General features: G+C 44.6%; 18 protein-coding genes. 9 read left to right on the top strand and 9 right to left on the bottom strand.

The window, feature by feature from the left end; genetic code table 11:
* Positions 1-46: 46 nt before the first annotated feature.
* The 3 genes from pfkA to AWH66_RS04420 form a co-directional block, all read right to left on the bottom strand.
* The gene (gene pfkA / locus AWH66_RS04430) at positions 47-1,009 is read right to left on the bottom strand and encodes a 6-phosphofructokinase (protein WP_062461752.1); all 963 of its coding nucleotides are present in this window, start codon (positions 1,007-1,009) and stop codon (positions 47-49) included.
* Positions 1,010-1,284: 275 nt separating this feature from the next.
* Positions 1,285-2,196 carry a CDF family cation-efflux transporter FieF gene (fieF, locus tag AWH66_RS04425; protein ID WP_063604325.1) on the bottom strand — a complete coding sequence of 304 codons (912 nt, stop codon included), beginning with the start codon at positions 2,194-2,196 and terminating at the stop codon, positions 1,285-1,287.
* Positions 2,197-2,414: 218 nt separating this feature from the next.
* On the bottom strand, positions 2,415-2,936 hold the full coding sequence (locus AWH66_RS04420) for a CpxP family protein (protein ID WP_063604323.1): 522 nt from the start codon (positions 2,934-2,936) through the stop codon (positions 2,415-2,417).
* A gap of 171 nt (positions 2,937-3,107) precedes the next feature.
* Between AWH66_RS04420 and AWH66_RS04415 the strand changes: the two genes are divergently transcribed.
* The 4 genes from AWH66_RS04415 (at position 3,108) to trmL (ending at position 7,085) form a co-directional block, all read left to right on the top strand.
* Positions 3,108-3,791 carry a response regulator gene (locus tag AWH66_RS04415; protein WP_063604321.1) on the top strand — a complete coding sequence of 228 codons (684 nt, stop codon included), beginning with the start codon at positions 3,108-3,110 and terminating at the stop codon, positions 3,789-3,791.
* A 2-nt stretch (positions 3,792-3,793) separates the two neighbouring features.
* Positions 3,794-5,179 (top strand): envelope stress sensor histidine kinase CpxA, encoded by a 1,386-nt coding sequence (cpxA, locus tag AWH66_RS04410; protein ID WP_063604320.1) that lies wholly within the window; start codon positions 3,794-3,796, stop codon positions 5,177-5,179.
* Between the two features lie 99 nt (positions 5,180-5,278).
* On the top strand, positions 5,279-6,403 hold the full coding sequence (locus AWH66_RS04405; protein WP_063604318.1) for a M14 family metallopeptidase: 1,125 nt from the start codon (positions 5,279-5,281) through the stop codon (positions 6,401-6,403).
* 205 nt (positions 6,404-6,608) lie between these two features.
* Positions 6,609-7,085 (top strand): tRNA (uridine(34)/cytosine(34)/5-carboxymethylaminomethyluridine(34)-2'-O)-methyltransferase TrmL, encoded by a 477-nt coding sequence (gene trmL, locus AWH66_RS04400; protein WP_063604316.1) that lies wholly within the window; start codon positions 6,609-6,611, stop codon positions 7,083-7,085.
* 79 nt (positions 7,086-7,164) lie between these two features.
* Here trmL and rpmG read toward each other — a convergent pair whose 3' ends face one another.
* From rpmG to radC, 3 genes are all read right to left on the bottom strand, one after another.
* Positions 7,165-7,332, bottom strand: coding sequence for a 50S ribosomal protein L33 (rpmG, locus tag AWH66_RS04395; protein WP_002535344.1), 168 nt, complete (start codon positions 7,330-7,332; stop codon positions 7,165-7,167).
* Between the two features lie 13 nt (positions 7,333-7,345).
* Entirely contained in the window at positions 7,346-7,582 is a 237-nt protein-coding gene (rpmB, locus tag AWH66_RS04390; RefSeq protein WP_004728407.1) for a 50S ribosomal protein L28, read from the bottom strand.
* A 299-nt stretch (positions 7,583-7,881) separates the two neighbouring features.
* A complete protein-coding gene (gene radC, locus AWH66_RS04385; RefSeq protein ID WP_063604315.1) occupies positions 7,882-8,556 on the bottom strand; it encodes a RadC family protein in 675 nt (224 codons plus the stop codon).
* Positions 8,557-8,766: 210 nt separating this feature from the next.
* On the opposite strand from radC, the gene coaBC reads away from it, so the two are divergent.
* The 4 genes from coaBC (at position 8,767) to lpxM (ending at position 12,702) form a co-directional block, all read left to right on the top strand.
* The gene (gene coaBC, locus AWH66_RS04380) at positions 8,767-9,975 is read left to right on the top strand and encodes a bifunctional phosphopantothenoylcysteine decarboxylase/phosphopantothenate--cysteine ligase CoaBC (protein WP_063604313.1); all 1,209 of its coding nucleotides are present in this window, start codon (positions 8,767-8,769) and stop codon (positions 9,973-9,975) included.
* A gap of 220 nt (positions 9,976-10,195) precedes the next feature.
* Entirely contained in the window at positions 10,196-10,786 is a 591-nt protein-coding gene (gene slmA, locus AWH66_RS04375; RefSeq protein WP_006075426.1) for a nucleoid occlusion factor SlmA, read from the top strand.
* Between the two features lie 5 nt (positions 10,787-10,791).
* A complete protein-coding gene (gene lpxL, locus AWH66_RS04370) occupies positions 10,792-11,733 on the top strand; it encodes an LpxL/LpxP family Kdo(2)-lipid IV(A) lauroyl/palmitoleoyl acyltransferase (protein WP_063604311.1) in 942 nt (313 codons plus the stop codon).
* Positions 11,734-11,745: 12 nt separating this feature from the next.
* Positions 11,746-12,702, top strand: a complete 957-nt coding sequence (gene lpxM / locus AWH66_RS04365) for a lauroyl-Kdo(2)-lipid IV(A) myristoyltransferase (RefSeq protein WP_063604310.1) — start codon at positions 11,746-11,748, stop codon at positions 12,700-12,702.
* A gap of 70 nt (positions 12,703-12,772) precedes the next feature.
* Here the strand turns inward: lpxM and mutM are convergent, their stop codons facing one another.
* The 3 genes from mutM to AWH66_RS04350 are packed head-to-tail and all read right to left on the bottom strand — an operon-like array spanning position 12,773 to position 14,603.
* The gene (gene mutM, locus AWH66_RS04360) at positions 12,773-13,582 is read right to left on the bottom strand and encodes a bifunctional DNA-formamidopyrimidine glycosylase/DNA-(apurinic or apyrimidinic site) lyase (RefSeq protein ID WP_063604309.1); all 810 of its coding nucleotides are present in this window, start codon (positions 13,580-13,582) and stop codon (positions 12,773-12,775) included.
* A 9-nt stretch (positions 13,583-13,591) separates the two neighbouring features.
* Positions 13,592-14,095, bottom strand: a complete 504-nt coding sequence (locus AWH66_RS04355; protein ID WP_063604307.1) for a hypothetical protein — start codon at positions 14,093-14,095, stop codon at positions 13,592-13,594.
* A gap of 4 nt (positions 14,096-14,099) precedes the next feature.
* Complete coding sequence (locus AWH66_RS04350; RefSeq protein ID WP_031493359.1) at positions 14,100-14,603, bottom strand: FxsA family protein; 504 nt, start codon at positions 14,601-14,603, stop codon at positions 14,100-14,102.
* Between the two features lie 352 nt (positions 14,604-14,955).
* On the opposite strand from AWH66_RS04350, the gene aspA reads away from it, so the two are divergent.
* Positions 14,956-16,407, top strand: coding sequence for an aspartate ammonia-lyase (gene aspA, locus AWH66_RS04345; RefSeq protein WP_063604305.1), 1,452 nt, complete (start codon positions 14,956-14,958; stop codon positions 16,405-16,407).
* The last annotated feature ends 100 nt before the right edge of the window (positions 16,408-16,507 follow it).

The following is a 16,507-nucleotide window of genomic DNA, read 5'->3' as shown; positions in this document are numbered from 1 at the left end:
AACCGCGACTTAAGCCGCGGTTTGTTATCTTTAGAATCGCTGTCAGTTAGAACAACTCTTCAGCAACCTTGAATAGGTCATCGCGAACTGGACGCTTCATGTTCTCGATCGCATCAATGATGTCATGGTGTACCAATTGCTCTTTCTGGATACCCACACAACGACCACCATGACCTTCCATTAGAAGGTGTACTGCATAGTTACCCATGCGAGACGCTAGTACGCGGTCAAACGCAGTTGGACGACCACCACGTTGAATGTGACCTAGAACCGTTGCACGAGTTTCACGACCAGTTGCAGTCTCGATCTCTTTAGCCAGTTCGTTAGCATCCATCATAAGCTCAGTCAGCGCGATGATAGCGTGCTTCTTACCTTTCGCAATACCGTCTTGGATATTGTTGATAAGCTGATCTTTGTTCAAGCCAGTTTCTGGTGTGATGATGTACTCACAACCACCAGCAATCGCAGACATAAGCGTTAAGTCACCGCAGTGGCGGCCCATGATTTCAACGATTGAGATACGTTGGTGAGATGAAGACGTGTCACGTAGACGGTCAATCGCATCAATAACAGTGTTAAGCGCAGTTAGGTAACCAATTGTGTAGTCAGTACCTGCGATATCGTTATCGATAGTGCCTGGTAGACCAATACATGGGTAACCCATTTCAGTCAGCTTCTTCGCACCCATGTACGAACCGTCACCACCGATAACGACTAGAGCATCGATACCGTGTTTCTTAAGGTTTTCAATCGCTTTTTCGCGGACTTCCACTTCTTTAAACTCTGGGAAGCGTGCAGAACCTAAGAAAGTACCACCACGGTTGATAACGTCAGAAACGCTTGAACGATCCAGCTTTTGGATACGGTCTTCATACAGACCTAGGTAACCGTCGTACACGCCGTATACTTCTAAATCCGCTGACAAAGCCGTACGAACTACGCCACGTACCGCAGCATTCATACCTGGTGCATCACCACCACTTGTCAAAACACCGATTTTCTTAATCATGCTCACCCTCGATTTGGCAATCTAATTTCAATTTTGAGTGTACCGCCTAGTAGCGATACACGGAATTTGTTGTTATTGCTACGATTTTTCGATGTGTTCCCCAAAACATCACCGACGTAACTTTATTACTTATGTAAGAGTATTACAGTTTATAAGAACTATTGTGTTGATTCACATCAGAATCGCACTTTTTTATCATGAGCCTTGATAATAGACAATCGATTTTGAAGTTGCCATTCTCAATGCTTTCACAGTCACTTTTGTTTACGTATTGGTTACCAGCCCTGCTCTTTTTGCTGTTTTTCTTCCGATAACACAACAGAGTAAGGATCTTGATGGATAATGACATCTGCTTCAGGAAACTCCAGCATCAATCGCTCTTCTGCACAATCGGCAATTCTATGAGCATCAATCAGGCGCAAGTTATCATCTAACTCTAAATGCAGTTGAATAAAACGCACTGGTCCAGACATTCGCGTTCGCAGTTGGTGGACGCCGATGACACCGTCAACCTCATTACACACTTCTCGAATTCTGACGAGTTCTTCTTCAGGAAGCTGTCTATCAAGCAATGACTGTATTGCTTCATAAGCCATCTTAACGGCGCTTACCAGTATGAAGATACCAATGCCAATGGCAAATACTGAGTCTGCTTGACCTATGCCATACCAACTCAAGGCGAGCGCGATCATAATAGCGGCGTTCATATACAAGTCAGTTTGATAGTGCAAAGAGTCCGCCGCTATCGCCTGACTGCCTGTCTCACGCACCACATATTTCTGAAATGCAACTAAACCGGACGTGACCACTAGCGCAAAAAAGCTGACATAGATGCCAAGCTCAGGCGAGTTCAATTCATGAGGTCTAAAGAAACGATCAACGCCGTTTAAGATAAGAAAGCAAGCAGAGCCTGAAATGAACATAGCTTGTGCTAGAGCAGCTAACGACTCCGCCTTACCATGCCCAAAAGTATGTTCTTTGTCAGCAGGTTGCAGTGAGTAACGCACCACCAATAAATTAACCACTGATGCTGCAATATCTAGCAGTGAGTCGATCACTGACGCGAGCAGACTAACAGAACCTGTTATCCACCATGTAATTACTTTAGTAATCAGAAGGATAGTCGCGATCGTGGTAGCAGCCCATGCTGCGGTAGTCACCAACTTAGCGTAGTTGCCCTTTGTCATGCTTGCACTCGTTCCCTGTCTTGTTGCTAACACGGTATAAGTATACTGATAAATGATGACAAAAATAGAAAAAGCGTGCTGGATGTCACACAAAATAGTGACAAATATTCGGGCAAAGCTCTGAAGACAGAATACTTTGGTGCATCGTATAAACGAAAACCCCTCTGACTAAGAGGCTCAGAGGGGCTATATATTATCGAACTAAGAATTCGTTATGGTTACTGAGCAGCACGTTTTTCCGCACGAGACTCCATTTTAGAGAAACACTTTTCCATTCGCTCCTGCTGAAGCTCTTTGAACTTCGCTTTTTGCTCTGGCGTTAGGATATTAAGCATCTCGTGTTGCTTCTCGAGCATTTGAACACGACGCTCTGTTTGTTGCTGTACCATTTCTGAAGCAAGCGCGTTCGCTGCATCTGCATCAAAATTGTCAGCAAGCACTAGCTCTTGCATCTTCTGTTGGCGAGCTTGCATATCCGCTTTCTTAGCAGCAAAGTCACCAGAGAACTTTGCTTTCATTGCTTCTTTGTTTGCCTGACGAAATTCTTTCATTTGCTCTTTCTGAGCATCCGTCAAGTCAAGCTCTCGGAACATACGCTTGCCATCGAAGCCACCGCACATTCCTTCGCCGCCTTTACCATGATGACCACCTTTGCCACCACCGTATGCCAATGCGCTTGCTGAACCTAGTGCTAGTGGAAGAACCGTTGCAGCGATAACCAGTTTTTTTGAAAATTTCATAATCTTTACCCTTATGTGATTCATACCATGGCTGCCTCTGCAGCGCTTGAGTATAGAATAGGGTCTGGTGAGTAAAGTAACGTACAGTGAGCGTAAAGAATCGTAAAGATCGCTTTTTCTGATATTTAACGCTTTATTATTACAGGGCACAGGACAAGACAGAGGTAGTTTATGGCACACATACTTATCATTGATGACGATACCGAGCTAACCAGCTTACTTAAAGACATATTGAGCTTTGAAGGGTTTGAGATCTCTGAAGCTAATGACGGAATCGCTGGATTAGAGACAATGCATCAGGATATCGATCTGGTATTGATGGATGTCATGATGCCACGACTCAATGGTATGGACACCCTAAAGAAACTACGCGAAAACTGGGAAACCCCGGTTCTAATGCTGACGGCTAAAGGTGAGGAAATAGATCGTGTTATCGGTCTAGAGCTTGGTGCCGATGACTACTTACCGAAACCGTTTAGTGATCGAGAACTGCTCGCTCGCATTAAGGCGATTCTTCGCCGTACTCAATCTAAGCCAGAATCAGCAGCTGCTGATTGCCTGTCGTTCGACGACATTCAAGTTTTCCCAGGCAAACAAGAAGCTCACTGCCAAGGGCTGTTACTAGACTTAACTACTACAGAATTTGCACTGTTACACTATTTCGTACAAAAACCAGGGGAGACCTTAACCAAAGAGTCTCTTAGTCTTGATGTGTTAGGGAAAAGGTTGTCTGCTTTCGATCGCGCCGTCGATATGCATGTCTCGAATCTACGCAAAAAACTCCCAGAAAAAGCCGATGGCAAACCACGTATCAAGACACTACGTGGACGCGGATATTTGTTGGTTAAGGAGTAATAATGAAACTGCCCAAGATAACCAGCCTTTATGGCCGTATCTTTGCTATATTCTGGTTCACCATGTTATTGGTCCTCATTGCGGTACTCGCTTTGCCGCACCTTGATCCGCGCGTCACTAAAGAGATCTCCGGAGAGCCACTACAACAGTTATTGTCCTTAAGAGATAAAGTAGAAAAACGTTTTGCAGGGCAAACCAACCTTGGGCGTATTATCTATCAGCTTGATAAACCTGAACCTAAACATATGGGTAACCGTAAGCCACGTAGCCCAAGTATGTTTATCGTCGATCAAGAAGGTAATATTCTCAGTACGCAGAAACACCCAGATTTTAAGACCAAAATCCTCAAGAATTTTATCACCTCTGTCGACTCATTCGATACACCGATGCAGAAATTGTATGGCCGCTACATGCTCGCAGGTCCCGTTCCAATTAAGTTAGCCAACCAAGATTTTTATCTTTATATAGGCTTACGTTGGACTGAGCCGCCACCGTTCTTACTGCGAATGTTTGATAAGCCATTCCAACTGCTATTTGCCGTGATGGCGGTCAGTACCCCACTACTCTTGTGGCTCGCATGGGCACTAAGCCAACCCGCAAGAAGATTGGAGCGTGCAGCGAAGCGAGTGGCAAACGGCGAGTTCAAACAGGATCCTGAATTGGAAAAAGGCACATCCGAGTTCAAGCAAGCAGGCAGCAGCTTTAACCAAATGGTAATGGCCGTGAATCAAATGATCTCTGGACAGCAGCGTTTATTGTCCGATATTTCTCACGAACTACGCTCGCCACTCACTCGCTTGAGAATGGCAACGGCACTCGCAACTCGTAAGCAAGGTGAAAGCCAAGAACTGTTGCGCATTGATACCGAAGCACAACGGTTAGAGCAGATGATTGGCGAGCTTTTAGAACTGTCACGCATGAATACTGACAGCCATGTCACACGCGAATCACAACCTGCCAGCAGCCTATGGGAGGAGATCTTCAGCGATGCTGAGTTTGAAGCAGAGCAAGTAGGCAAGACCTTACGCTTTACCAATATCCCGGATGTCACAGTCACTGGTAACCCAAAACTGCTTATGAGCGCTATTGAGAACATCGTAAGAAATGCCATTCGCTACGGCACAACTACCATTGATATCACCTTGTCTACTCATAAAGAGACATTGCTGATTACTGTAGAGGATGACGGTCCAGGTGTACCAGATGACGAGCTTAAGGATATTTTTCGTCCGTTCTACCGAGTATCAACGGCTCGCGATCGAGATTCCGGAGGCACAGGTTTAGGACTTGCTATAACACAGAGCGCAATCTTGCAGCATAGTGGTCAGATAACAGCATCGCGAAGCCATTTAGGCGGTTTAAAGATGCATGTTGAGCTCCCGCTATAAAGTCGGCACGAATCTGACATTGTATTTATACTCAAATAGGCGCGGTATGTGGTAGCCTCGACGTCTTGCTCAATACACAGAATAAAGAGAACTCAGCCGATGAAAATCTTCAGCAACTTTGAAAGTGGCAATATCCAAGTCGTCAAAGCCGATGACAAAGATGATATCCAACTTAAAATCGTCAACGACAATCAGTCAGAATTTTATCAGTGGTTTCACTTTCGCTTGGAGTCAACACCTGAGCTAGCACATACTATTAAGATCATAGACTTAGCTAAGTCGGCCTATCCAGAGGGCTGGAAGGGCTACGATATTGTCGCGTCCTACGATCGTGAGGAGTGGTTCCGTATTCCTTGTGACTTTGACGGTGACACCTTGAGCTGTAGCTTCCTCCCGGAGAGAAGCTCAATGTACTTCGCTTACTTTGCTCCTTATAGCTACGATCGTCATCTCGACTTATTGCACATGGCTCAAAACGAGCACCATTGCACTCTTGAAACTCTAGGCCATACTCTTGATGGTAACGATATGTCGTTGCTAACGTTTGGTGAGCCAGAAGAAGGTAAGAAGAACATTTGGATCATTGCACGCCAGCATCCTGGTGAGTCTATGGCGGAATGGTTTATTGAAGGCCTGATTCAGCGTCTTGTTGATGACAGCGATACCGCCGCTCAAGCCTTACTCGAGCAAGCCGTTGTGTATGTGGTACCAAATATGAACCCTGATGGCAGCATTCGCGGCCACCTTAGAACCAATGCAGTGGGTGTGAACCTTAACCGTGAATGGCAAATGCCTTCTATGGATCAGAGCCCTGAAGTCTACTTAGTACGCGAACGCATGCTGCAAACCGGTGTGGATATGTTCCTTGATATTCACGGCGACGAGGCAATTCCATACAACTTTGCTGCTGGCTCTGAAGGGATCCCGTCTTATGATGAGCGCTTAGCATCACTGGAATCGGCATTCAAACAGGCACTACTGACTATCACACCTGAGTTCCAAGACGACTATGGCTATGATAAGGATGAACCGGGCAAGGCTAACCTAACGGTTGGCTCTAATTGGGTTGCAGAGCAATTCAAGTGTTTGTCTTACACTATTGAAATGCCATTTAAGGATAACAACAACTATCCAGATCCTTTCTACGGTTGGTCACCAGAACGAAGCATTATGTTTGGTCGTGATATGTTGGCAGCGACATTAGCGGTCACTGATAAGCTGTAATCTGGGAACGATCATCATTTTTTGTTCTCTCGTCACTACCTGTGTACATATACATGTGCAGGCAGGAATTTTCTTAAGGTCGAGTGATCGCTTTAGGTAGATCCCTGCCTGCGCAGGGATGACGTCATTATTGTAATTAGTCGCCTCACGTTCTAATCACTTCGGGTATACTCATCTCATTATTTTATTTGAGTCGACACCCTATATGTTTGATATTGCCCTTTATGAGCCTGAAATCGCTCCAAACACCGGAAATATTATCCGACTTTGTGCCAACTGTGGCGCGAACTTACACCTAATTGAGCCGCTTGGTTTTGATTTAGAAGAGAAGAAAGTGCGTCGCGCCGGTCTCGACTATCATGATCTAGCTCGCGTCAAACGTCATAAAGACTACGCCGCCTTTGTCACCTACCTTGAAGAGCACAACCCTAACTACCGCTTATTTGCCTGTACCACAAAAACAACGGGGCACCATACCGACGCTCAATATCAGCAAGGTGATGTTCTGTTATTTGGTCCAGAGACGCGCGGGTTGCCCGCTGAGGTAATTGAGAGCTTACCTATGGAACAACGCATTCGTATTCCGATGATGCCGGACGCTCGTAGCTTGAATTTATCCAACGCTGTGGCAATTATTGCTTATGAGGCATGGCGTCAGTTTGGATTTGAAGGCGCAGTTTAGGCGTTTTATTAAGTTTCAGATAATAAAAAACCCAGCACTAGGCTGGGTTTTCAATACGTAACAAGAAGAAACTAATCAATTACTTGATTTTAGCTTCTTTGTACATAACGTGTTGGCGAACAACTGGATCAAACTTTTTGATCTCAAATTTGCCTGGCATGTTACGCTTGTTCTTGTCAGTTGTGTAGAAGTGACCAGTACCAGCAGATGATACTAGACGAATTTTCTCACGAATGCCTTTAGCCATTGCTTAATTCCTCTTATACGTTCTCGCCACGAGCACGGATATCAACAAGAACAGCATCGATGCCTTTCTTATCAATAATACGCATACCCTTAGCGGTCAGACGTAGTTTAACAAAGCGTTTTTCGCTTTCTACCCAGAAACGATGAGTTTGTAGGTTCGGCAGAAAACGACGCTTGGTAGCATTTCGTGCGTGTGAACGGTTGTTACCCGTTACAGGACGCTTACCAGTTACTTGGCATACTCGGGACATGAATGTCTTCTCCAAATCGTTTCAGCTCGATATCAACCTTGGTGGCCGAACCTCAATTATAAGAGGCCATAACCATTATGGAATACCCATACAAGGCTATCAAAGGTCGCGCATTATACTAACTTGACATGCATTGCTCAAGACCCGAACAGATCCTTTTTTAAGAATTTGCTGATCTTTTTCACTTTGAGCTGATGTTGGTTGATAATTTAGTGCGCGAATCATAGCAGAAAATCACCAAAACAAAAGCTCTGTATCACAGTTATTACAATAAAATGTACTTTCTTCTATTTAAGCAGTTAAATCCAGCCTCTTTCCGCAAAAGAGACCACTTCCCCATCCCCTACGACAAAATGGTCCAAGATTCGAATATCGACTAAGCCGAGCGCATCAGCTAATCGTCTAGTGATACGCCTATCGGCCTGACTAGGCTCTGCCACGCCCGAAGGATGATTGTGAGCAAGGATTAAAGCCGCCGCATTATGATGCAGAGCGCGCTTTACCACTTCCCTAGGATAAACAGACGCAGCATCTATCGTACCTTCAAACATAATTTCATCGGCAATGACACGGTTCTGGTTGTCTAGAAACAGAACATAGAAAGCTTCTCTATGCCTATCTCGCAGCACACTCATTAAATAATGTTTGGTCTGCTCTGGACTATTTAAGCTATCTCCTCGCTGTATGGTCTCGCATAAATAGCGCTGGCTCATTTCCAACACAGCTTGCAACTGAACGTATTTTGCCAGCCCCAACCCTTTACGCTGACAAAATGTCTCCTGATTAGCAGTAAACAAAGCTCTTAAAGAACCAAAGTCTGACAACAAAGCATCTGCCAGTTGCACTACATTCATACCTCTTGTTCCTGTGCGCAGAAAAATGGCGAGCAGCTCAGCATCACTCAGAGCGTGACTACCTCTATTTAGCAGCTTCTCTCGGGGTAATGATTCACTAGGGAGGTGTTTTAGAACCATGATAGATAGTTAAAGTAGAACTTAGGTCTCTGCTTTATTACTTAATTGGCGATAAATAGACAGGTGGCAACAAATAAGCTGCGAATCAATACTCATTAGTATGTAACTGCGCGGTTTATCAAACAGCAGTTTTGAAGGTAAGCCCTTTGAAAGTGGCGGGACATCAACGCATTTGCTATCTTAGCCGCAGAAAAATTTAAGGAGCTGGTTATGCAAACATTAGCTGGAAAGAAAATACTATTGGGCATTAGCGGTGGTATCGCAGCCTATAAATGTGCAGAGCTAACGCGTCGACTCATTGAGCGCGGCGCAGAAGTGCAAATCGTCATGACGAAAGCGGCCAAAGAGTTCATTACCCCTCTCACTATGCAAGCCGTTTCCGGCAGACCAGTTTCCGATAGTTTACTCGACCCTGCAGCCGAAGCTTCCATGGGTCATATTGAATTAGCTAAGTGGGCTGACCTTGTTCTTCTAGCACCAGCGACTGCCGACCTTATTGCTAGAATATCAGCAGGTATGGGGAATGACTTACTGTCAACGCTGGTTCTGGCTACCGACGCTCCTGTTGCCGTATCACCGGCAATGAATCAACAAATGTACCTTAACGTAGCGACTCAAGAAAACATCGCCACACTCACACGTCGAGAAATGATGATCTGGGGGCCTGCAGCTGGAGAACAAGCCTGCGGCGACGTTGGTCCAGGACGCATGCTTGAGCCAATGCAATTAGTCGAAAAATGTGAGCAGTTCTTTGGTCCTAAGCCGTTGTCAGGCAAGTCGATTGTTATTACCGCAGGGCCAACTCGTGAGGCTATCGACCCTGTCCGTTATATTTCTAACCACAGCTCTGGAAAAATGGGCTTCGCTTTAGCTCAAGCAGCGCAACAGTTCGGGGCTAAGGTCACGTTGATTTCAGGTCCAGTTTCTCTCCCAACACCAAATGGAGTACAGCGCATTAACGTTGTCAGTGCTGAAGAGATGCATCAAGCAGCCATGGCCAATGCTACCCAGCACGATATCTTCATCGGCTGCGCCGCTGTAGCCGACTATCGCCCCGTTGATATTGCCACTCAAAAAATCAAGAAAACTGCAGATAACGATGATATGCACATCACTATGGTGAAGAATCCTGACATCATTGCGTCAGTAGCTTCGTTATCAGCGTCACGTCCTTTTACCGTAGGCTTTGCCGCTGAGACTCAAGATGTCGAAACATACGCCTTAGATAAGCTCCAACGTAAGAATCTGGATATGATTTGTGCAAATGATGTGTCTATCGTAGGTCAAGGCTTTAACAGTGACTCAAATGCGATTACCGTATATTGGCAAGGCGGTAGCAAGTCATTAGGCAACGCAATGAAAACTGAGTTAAGTCACGCCATTTTGGAAACAATCTCAGAGCAGCTAGCATCAATCTAATGAGATAAGGTGGCAACGCTGTTTGTGTTACTTATAGGCAAACTGCTTCTCACAGATTGCCTTTCCGTTAATGCACTTTCCAAAACAGAGATTGTTACACAGTTCAACCATTTACCACGTTGAATTGTGTAGTTATAAGCCGCTTAGGTACACTAACAGATCTACTTATGGGCGATATCGTGCTGAAATTGGCATGCAGTAATCAAAAGGAAAAGGATTTATGTCCGCTACGAAAAAGTCGAATAGAAAAGAGGAAATCCTTCAAGCACTCGCTCAAATGCTTGAGTCTAATGAAGGAACATCTCGCATCACCACCGCAAAGCTTGCCAAGCAAGTTGGGGTGTCTGAAGCAGCCCTCTATCGTCATTTTCCCAGCAAGGCCCGTATGTTCGAAGGGCTTATCGAGTTTATTGAAGAATCTTTAATGTCTCGAATTAATCGCATTCTCGATGAAGAAAAAGACACTCTGACACGCATTCGTCTCGTACTTCAATTGATTCTCGTCTTCTCCGAGCGCAACCCAGGATTAAGTCGCATTCTTTCTGGTCATGCTCTAATGTTTGAGAATGAACGATTACGCGACCGAATTAATCAGCTTTATGAAAGAATTGAGACATCTTTACGTCAAATCCTTCGTGAGCGCAAAATTCGCGAAGGTAAGAGCTTCCCCGTTGATGATAAAATTCTAGCAGCACAACTCCTTGGTCAAGTTGAAGGTAGCTTAAACCGCTTTGTTCGCTCTGACTTTAAATACACGCCAACGTCCACCTTTGATGAATACTGGGCGTTGCTCAAACTACAATTGCAGTAAACCGAATGAAAACAGATAAAAAGCCAGACTTTACCTTGTCGTTACTTCATCCTAAATATTGGGGAGTATGGTTCGGATTTGGTCTACTGGCGCTGATTGTAAATTTGCTTCCTTATTCTCTCCTCTTCAAGTTAGGCCGAGGTTTGGGCAAATTTGGGATGCGCTATGGCAAGAAAAGAGCGAAAGTCGCTCGGCGAAATCTTGAGCTCGCCTTTCCAGGGATGAATGAGCAAGAGCTTGATACTTTTGTCGAAGAGAACTTTAAAAACTCCGGTATGGCTCTGATTGAAACAGGAATTACCTGGTTTTGGCCAACATGGCGCTTCAAGCGTATTTTAGTTGCAAAAGACATCAGTGCGCTTGAAAAGCATGAAGCTGAAGGTAAAGGTGTACTTCTGTGCTGTGTACATGCGTTAAATCTCGAAATTACCGCCCGAGCTTTCGCAGTGTTAGGGCTTCCTGGTTATGGGGCTTATCGTCCTCATAGCAACCCTGTTTATGAGTTCATCCAATATCGAGGCAGAACCCGAAATGGCAATAAATTAATCTATCGTACAGACCTCAAGTCGATGATCCGCGTAATGCGTCAAGGTCACCGCTTGTTCTATTTACCAGATCAAGACTATGGCCACAATAAAAGCGTTTTTGTACCTTTCTTCGCCGTAAAAGAAACTTGTACAACAACAGGTACTAGTATTTTGGCTTATACAAGCAAATGCGCTCTTGTTCCTGGCTCTGGGTTTAGGAACAAAAAGGGCAAATATGAAATCATCGCCAATCAATCCATTGAAGATGAATACCCGAAGAAGGATGAAGTTGCTGCAGCAGCCCTGATGAACCAATATGTCGAGCAAATTATCCTAAGAGCGCCAGAGCAGTGGCTGTGGATGCACAAGCGATTCAAATCTGTGCCAGATGAAACTCAAACTAACTCACGCTACCTTTAACTGTGAAGCCTTATGAGTAATCAAGAAAATATAGATAAAAACCTCTATAACCCAAAATTCCAATGGGCATTCTTACACCCAAAACACTGGGGAACTTGGCTCGGTATTCTCTTTGCTGTTTTGCTGGCTTTTGTACCCGCTAAACCACGCGACAAATTTGCCCGTTATATCTCGGGTATTATCGTTGGCAAGAATGGCCGTGTCGTAAGACGTACGCGCCTTAATCTACAAAAGTGTTTTCCAGAAAAGTCCGAGCAAGAGATCCAGCATATTGTCGAAGAGACGTTTGCTAAAGCGGGTCAATACTTGTTGGGATATTCGGAATTTTTGATTCGCTCAACTAAACACAACCAGCAGCGTGGCGTTATGATCGGTGAAGAAAATCTGATGCCTTTATTAGATGCTGGTGAGAATGTGATTATCTTAGCACCACACGCATGGGCTGTTGATTACCCGGCGGTGATGCTCGCTGCGCAAGGTTACAAAGTAGCAACGATTATGAAGCCACAAAACAACCCTATTGGTGACTGGCTGATGCATGTTCAGCGTATGCAATATGGTGGTCGTATCTTTGCTCGTAGTGCTGGAGTGAAACCATTCGTGCGCTCTATTAAAGATGGGTATATCGGATATTGGCTGCCTGATGAGGACCACGGTCCACAAAACTCAGTATTTGTGCCTTTCTTTGCCACTGAAAAAGCCACATTGAAAGGCTTTGGCAAAATGTCTCGATTATCGCGAGCGAAAGTAGTGCCCGTCCTGCCTGCCTATAACGACAAAACCAGCAAATACGAAGTGCATATTCTGCCTGCTATCGACAATTTCTCCACGGGCGATGAAGAGCAAGATGCACGGGCGATGAATAAAGCGATTGAAGATTTGCTACGAGATAAACCTGAACAGTACATGTGGAACCTATACCTTCTCGAAACTCAACGCGATGGTGTTCGTATCTACGACAATATCTAGCCGCCAGCATCAATCAAAAACAAAAGCGCTTGCCGAGGCAAGCGCTTTTGTTTGAATACAAGGCACAATATTACTGCTGACAATGGGAACAAAAAAAAGTATTTCTCTGCCCGATTTTCATTTGTTCTATTGGTTCTCCGCACTGATGGCAAGGTTCGTTAACTCGTCCATAGACTTGCAACTCTTGAGCAAAGTACCCTGGCTTACCATCCGATTGAGAAAAATCTTTTAACGTCGTGCCACCTTGAGTGATCGCCTGTGCTAAAACACGCTTTATTTCTGAAACGAGTAATTGCCACTGAGTCAAAGTCACTTTATGAGCGGGCGTTGTTGGGTGTATTCCTGCGCTAAACAATGACTCACAAGCGTAAATATTGCCTACCCCCACAACATTGGCGTTATTCATGATGAAGGTTTTTACCGCCACGCGTTTGTTTCTTGCTTTCTCCAACATCCAATCGGCACAAAACTCTTCAGTCAATGGCTCTGGACCACAGTTAGCAAGGAGTTCATGAGCTTCTCCAGGCGCGCACCAGAGCCAAGCCCCAAAGCGACGTGGATCGTTGTAACGCATCATTTTACCGTTACTCAAAACCAAATCAACGTGATCGTGCTTCTCCGCTTCAGGTGGGTTCTCAAGAACACGTAAACTGCCCGACATACCAAGGTGAACAATTGCCGTTCCTTTGTCGGTGTCTATCAGCAAATATTTAGCTCGACGACGAATCGACGTGATCGCTTGCCCATGTAACTGATGAATTTCTTGCGGGATCAACCAGCGCAATTGTCTTTGGCGCACCACAATTTCTTTAATGGTCTCATCCAATAAGTGTGGACTGATCCCAAGACGAGACACTTCTACTTCAGGTAACTCTGGCATAAGAGCCCTTTATTGATTGGATTCGGTAGGTATTAGACTACTGGCTTCAAAGCTGACTGCAACCCAATTTTCGTCGTAGGTATTCAGCAGCCAGAATTTTTCAAGCTGATAGGCCGTAATACGTTGAGGCTCTTCTTTCTCTTGATACCACACCTCCACCGTCATTGGGTTTTCCAATACAGGTTTTAGTTTAGCGTAGGTCTTCTCATCCACTGGAGTGCCGTGAATGGCTCGCCATCGCTGAATGACATTAGCTGCGTCTGAGGTCCATTTTTCAGGAATGGCATGCCAAGTCTCGTCATCAAGATAAAACTGTATGCCTGCGTAGTTGATTTCAATTGGGTTGGCATTTGGATCCAGCACCAATCCACTTAAAACCTGAGGCTCGACGTCTTGCTCAATAAGATACTGCTTAATGAGATTCGGCGCCGCCATCAACAACATAAACGCCGAGATGGCGACAATTAATATGTTGTTCCAACGACGCTTGGTGAGCTTAAAACGTTTAAACATCGCGTTAGTTTAGCTTGTTACGATCATCGTCATCCTTACGCTCGTATTCACCTTCAAAAGTATTGCCATCTTGGTGCTTGTCGAAAGGATTTTGTTGGAAAGGATCATGACCTTGGAAGCCGCCTTGGTGAAAACCTCCGTTAGACATGGTTTTTACTACCATTTTACTCATCAGATATTTCGCTATCGCTGCACGCGGTGCCGGTAATAGGACCAACATACCAAGTGCATCCGTCATAAAGCCAGGGGTAAGCAGTAGAACACCCGATACCGCTAGCATGACACCTTCAACAATTTGTTGTGCAGGCATTTCACCTTGCTGAAGTCGCGTTTGCACCGACATTAGCGTTTGCAAACCTTGGCTTCTTACTAAAGACGCACCCACAAAAGCCGTTAGTAAAACTAACCCGATGGTTGGCCACAATCCTAAGAAACCACCGACTTGAATAAACAACCCAATTTCGATAATTGGTACAAAAATAAACAGTAATAATAATATCGGAAACACAACGTCCTCCTTGGTTTGATGTCAGTTTACGCTGACCTAGAACCAAACCACAAATAAAATGCTCAGTTTCACCTACCTAAAGCACAGATTTAGTTTTACAAAGTATAAATTTGAACAATAAATTCATGAATTTTTTTGATGGTTATCGCATCTCCGACTCGTTACGCAACGTTGTGCAAACTTTCGGTGAAAAAGGTGATCTGGATACTATTTTTATGTGCTACTTTGAGTAATATGTACCCCATAAGTCAGGACGTAATAACTAGCCAATTATTCTGGCGAATGGATTCTTAAAACAGATTTGGCAAATATACTGTAATCAACGCAGAACAATAATCTAAGGATCCAAAATATGGCTACAACCATACACGCTAATCCTGTAGCAACTCAAGCCACTCGTATTGAAGAAGATCTATTAGGCCAACGTCATGTCCCGGCGGATGCTTATTATGGCATTCACACGCTGCGCGCTATCGAAAACTTTAATATCTCCAACGTTACCATTTCTGATGTACCCGACTTTGTTCGCGGTATGGTAATGACCAAGAAAGCAGCCGCACTAGCCAACAGAGAACTAGGCGTCATTCCAAAAGACATCGCTCAATTCATCATTCAAGCATGTGATGTTATTTTGGAAACTGGCAAGTGCATGGACCAATTCCCATCTGACGTGTTCCAAGGCGGCGCAGGCACTTCTGTTAACATGAACACCAACGAAGTTATTGCTAACGTTGCGTTAGAGCTGATGGGTAAAGAAAAGGGTCAGTATGAGTTCATCAACCCTAACGACCATGTAAATAAGAGCCAGTCTACCAACTGTGCATACCCAACAGGGTTCCGCATCGCGGTTTACAATAGTGTTCGTAAGCTCATTGATGCTATTGAGTATCTAAAAGGTTCATTTGAAGACAAGAGTCAAGAGTTCTCTACGATTCTAAAAATGGGTCGTACTCAGCTGCAAGATGCAGTTCCTATGACAGTGGGCCAAGAATTCCACGCTTGGGCCGTCACTTTGAACGAAGAAATTCGTAACCTAGATTACACCTCTAAGCTACTGCTTGAAGTCAACCTAGGCGCAACAGCTATCGGTACAGGCCTGAACGCAGCAGAAGGTTATCAAGAGTTAGCCGTTAAACACCTGACTGAGGTCACTGGGCTAGAATGTGTTCCAGCTGAAGACTTGATTGAAGCAACCTCTGACTGTGGTGCTTATGTAATGACACACGGCGCACTAAAACGCTTGGCGGTTAAGCTATCTAAGATCTGTAATGATCTTCGTTTGTTGTCTTCAGGCCCGCGTACAGGTTTGAACGAACTGAACCTACCTGAACTGCAAGCTGGTTCATCAATTATGCCAGCTAAAGTAAACCCTGTAGTGCCTGAGGTGGTTAACCAGGTGTGCTTCAAAGTACTTGGTAATGACAACACTATCTCATTTGCAGCGGAAGGTGGACAGCTTCAACTTAACGTGATGGAGCCCGTAATAGCACAGAGCATGTTTGAATCACTTGAGATTCTGAAAAATGCTTGCATTAACCTTCGTGATAAATGTGTGGATGGCATCACCGTTAATAAAGAAGTCTGTGAGGGCTATGTCTTTAACTCTATTGGCATTGTGACTTACCTAAACCCATACATTGGTCACCACGAAGGCGACATTGTAGGTAAGATTTGTGCTGAAACTGGTAAGAGTGTTCGCGAAGTAGTGCTTGAGAGAGGGCTACTTTCAGAAGAAGAGCTCGATGACATATTCTCAGTAGACAATCTGATGAAACCTCAGTATAAAGCGAAACGCTACGAGTAATACTGCTGCTAAGGCTCTCCTTTTGGGGAGCCTTTTTAGTTGTTACTTTGCCAAATTAAAAACTTTATAAAATTCGAATAACACGACACAAACAAATATC

Source organism: Vibrio barjaei, from assembly GCF_001639065.2.
Classification (GTDB): Bacteria; Pseudomonadota; Gammaproteobacteria; order Enterobacterales; family Vibrionaceae; genus Vibrio; species Vibrio barjaei.
Note: the sequence above shows the minus strand (reverse complement) of the source record. Positions and strands in the feature narration are given on the sequence as shown.

What these genes read in the sequence shown, in the direction of transcription:
- AWH66_RS04355 (WP_063604307.1), bottom strand. Translation starts at nt 14,095, where the DNA reads ATGTTTAAACGTTTTAAGCTCACCAAGCGTCGTTGGAACAACATATTA.
- coaBC (WP_063604313.1), top strand. Translation starts at nt 8,767, where the DNA reads ATGCAAACATTAGCTGGAAAGAAAATACTATTGGGCATTAGCGGTGGT.
- cpxA (WP_063604320.1), top strand. Translation starts at nt 3,794, where the DNA reads ATGAAACTGCCCAAGATAACCAGCCTTTATGGCCGTATCTTTGCTATA.
- trmL (WP_063604316.1), top strand. Translation starts at nt 6,609, where the DNA reads ATGTTTGATATTGCCCTTTATGAGCCTGAAATCGCTCCAAACACCGGA.
- AWH66_RS04420 (WP_063604323.1), bottom strand. Translation starts at nt 2,936, where the DNA reads ATGAAATTTTCAAAAAAACTGGTTATCGCTGCAACGGTTCTTCCACTA.
- pfkA (WP_062461752.1), bottom strand. Translation starts at nt 1,009, where the DNA reads ATGATTAAGAAAATCGGTGTTTTGACAAGTGGTGGTGATGCACCAGGT.
- aspA (WP_063604305.1), top strand. Translation starts at nt 14,956, where the DNA reads ATGGCTACAACCATACACGCTAATCCTGTAGCAACTCAAGCCACTCGT.
- rpmB (WP_004728407.1), bottom strand. Translation starts at nt 7,582, where the DNA reads ATGTCCCGAGTATGCCAAGTAACTGGTAAGCGTCCTGTAACGGGTAAC.
- AWH66_RS04415 (WP_063604321.1), top strand. Translation starts at nt 3,108, where the DNA reads ATGGCACACATACTTATCATTGATGACGATACCGAGCTAACCAGCTTA.
- lpxM (WP_063604310.1), top strand. Translation starts at nt 11,746, where the DNA reads ATGAGTAATCAAGAAAATATAGATAAAAACCTCTATAACCCAAAATTC.
- mutM (WP_063604309.1), bottom strand. Translation starts at nt 13,582, where the DNA reads ATGCCAGAGTTACCTGAAGTAGAAGTGTCTCGTCTTGGGATCAGTCCA.
- slmA (WP_006075426.1), top strand. Translation starts at nt 10,196, where the DNA reads ATGTCCGCTACGAAAAAGTCGAATAGAAAAGAGGAAATCCTTCAAGCA.
- lpxL (WP_063604311.1), top strand. Translation starts at nt 10,792, where the DNA reads ATGAAAACAGATAAAAAGCCAGACTTTACCTTGTCGTTACTTCATCCT.
- AWH66_RS04405 (WP_063604318.1), top strand. Translation starts at nt 5,279, where the DNA reads ATGAAAATCTTCAGCAACTTTGAAAGTGGCAATATCCAAGTCGTCAAA.
- fieF (WP_063604325.1), bottom strand. Translation starts at nt 2,196, where the DNA reads ATGACAAAGGGCAACTACGCTAAGTTGGTGACTACCGCAGCATGGGCT.
- rpmG (WP_002535344.1), bottom strand. Translation starts at nt 7,332, where the DNA reads ATGGCTAAAGGCATTCGTGAGAAAATTCGTCTAGTATCATCTGCTGGT.
- radC (WP_063604315.1), bottom strand. Translation starts at nt 8,556, where the DNA reads ATGGTTCTAAAACACCTCCCTAGTGAATCATTACCCCGAGAGAAGCTG.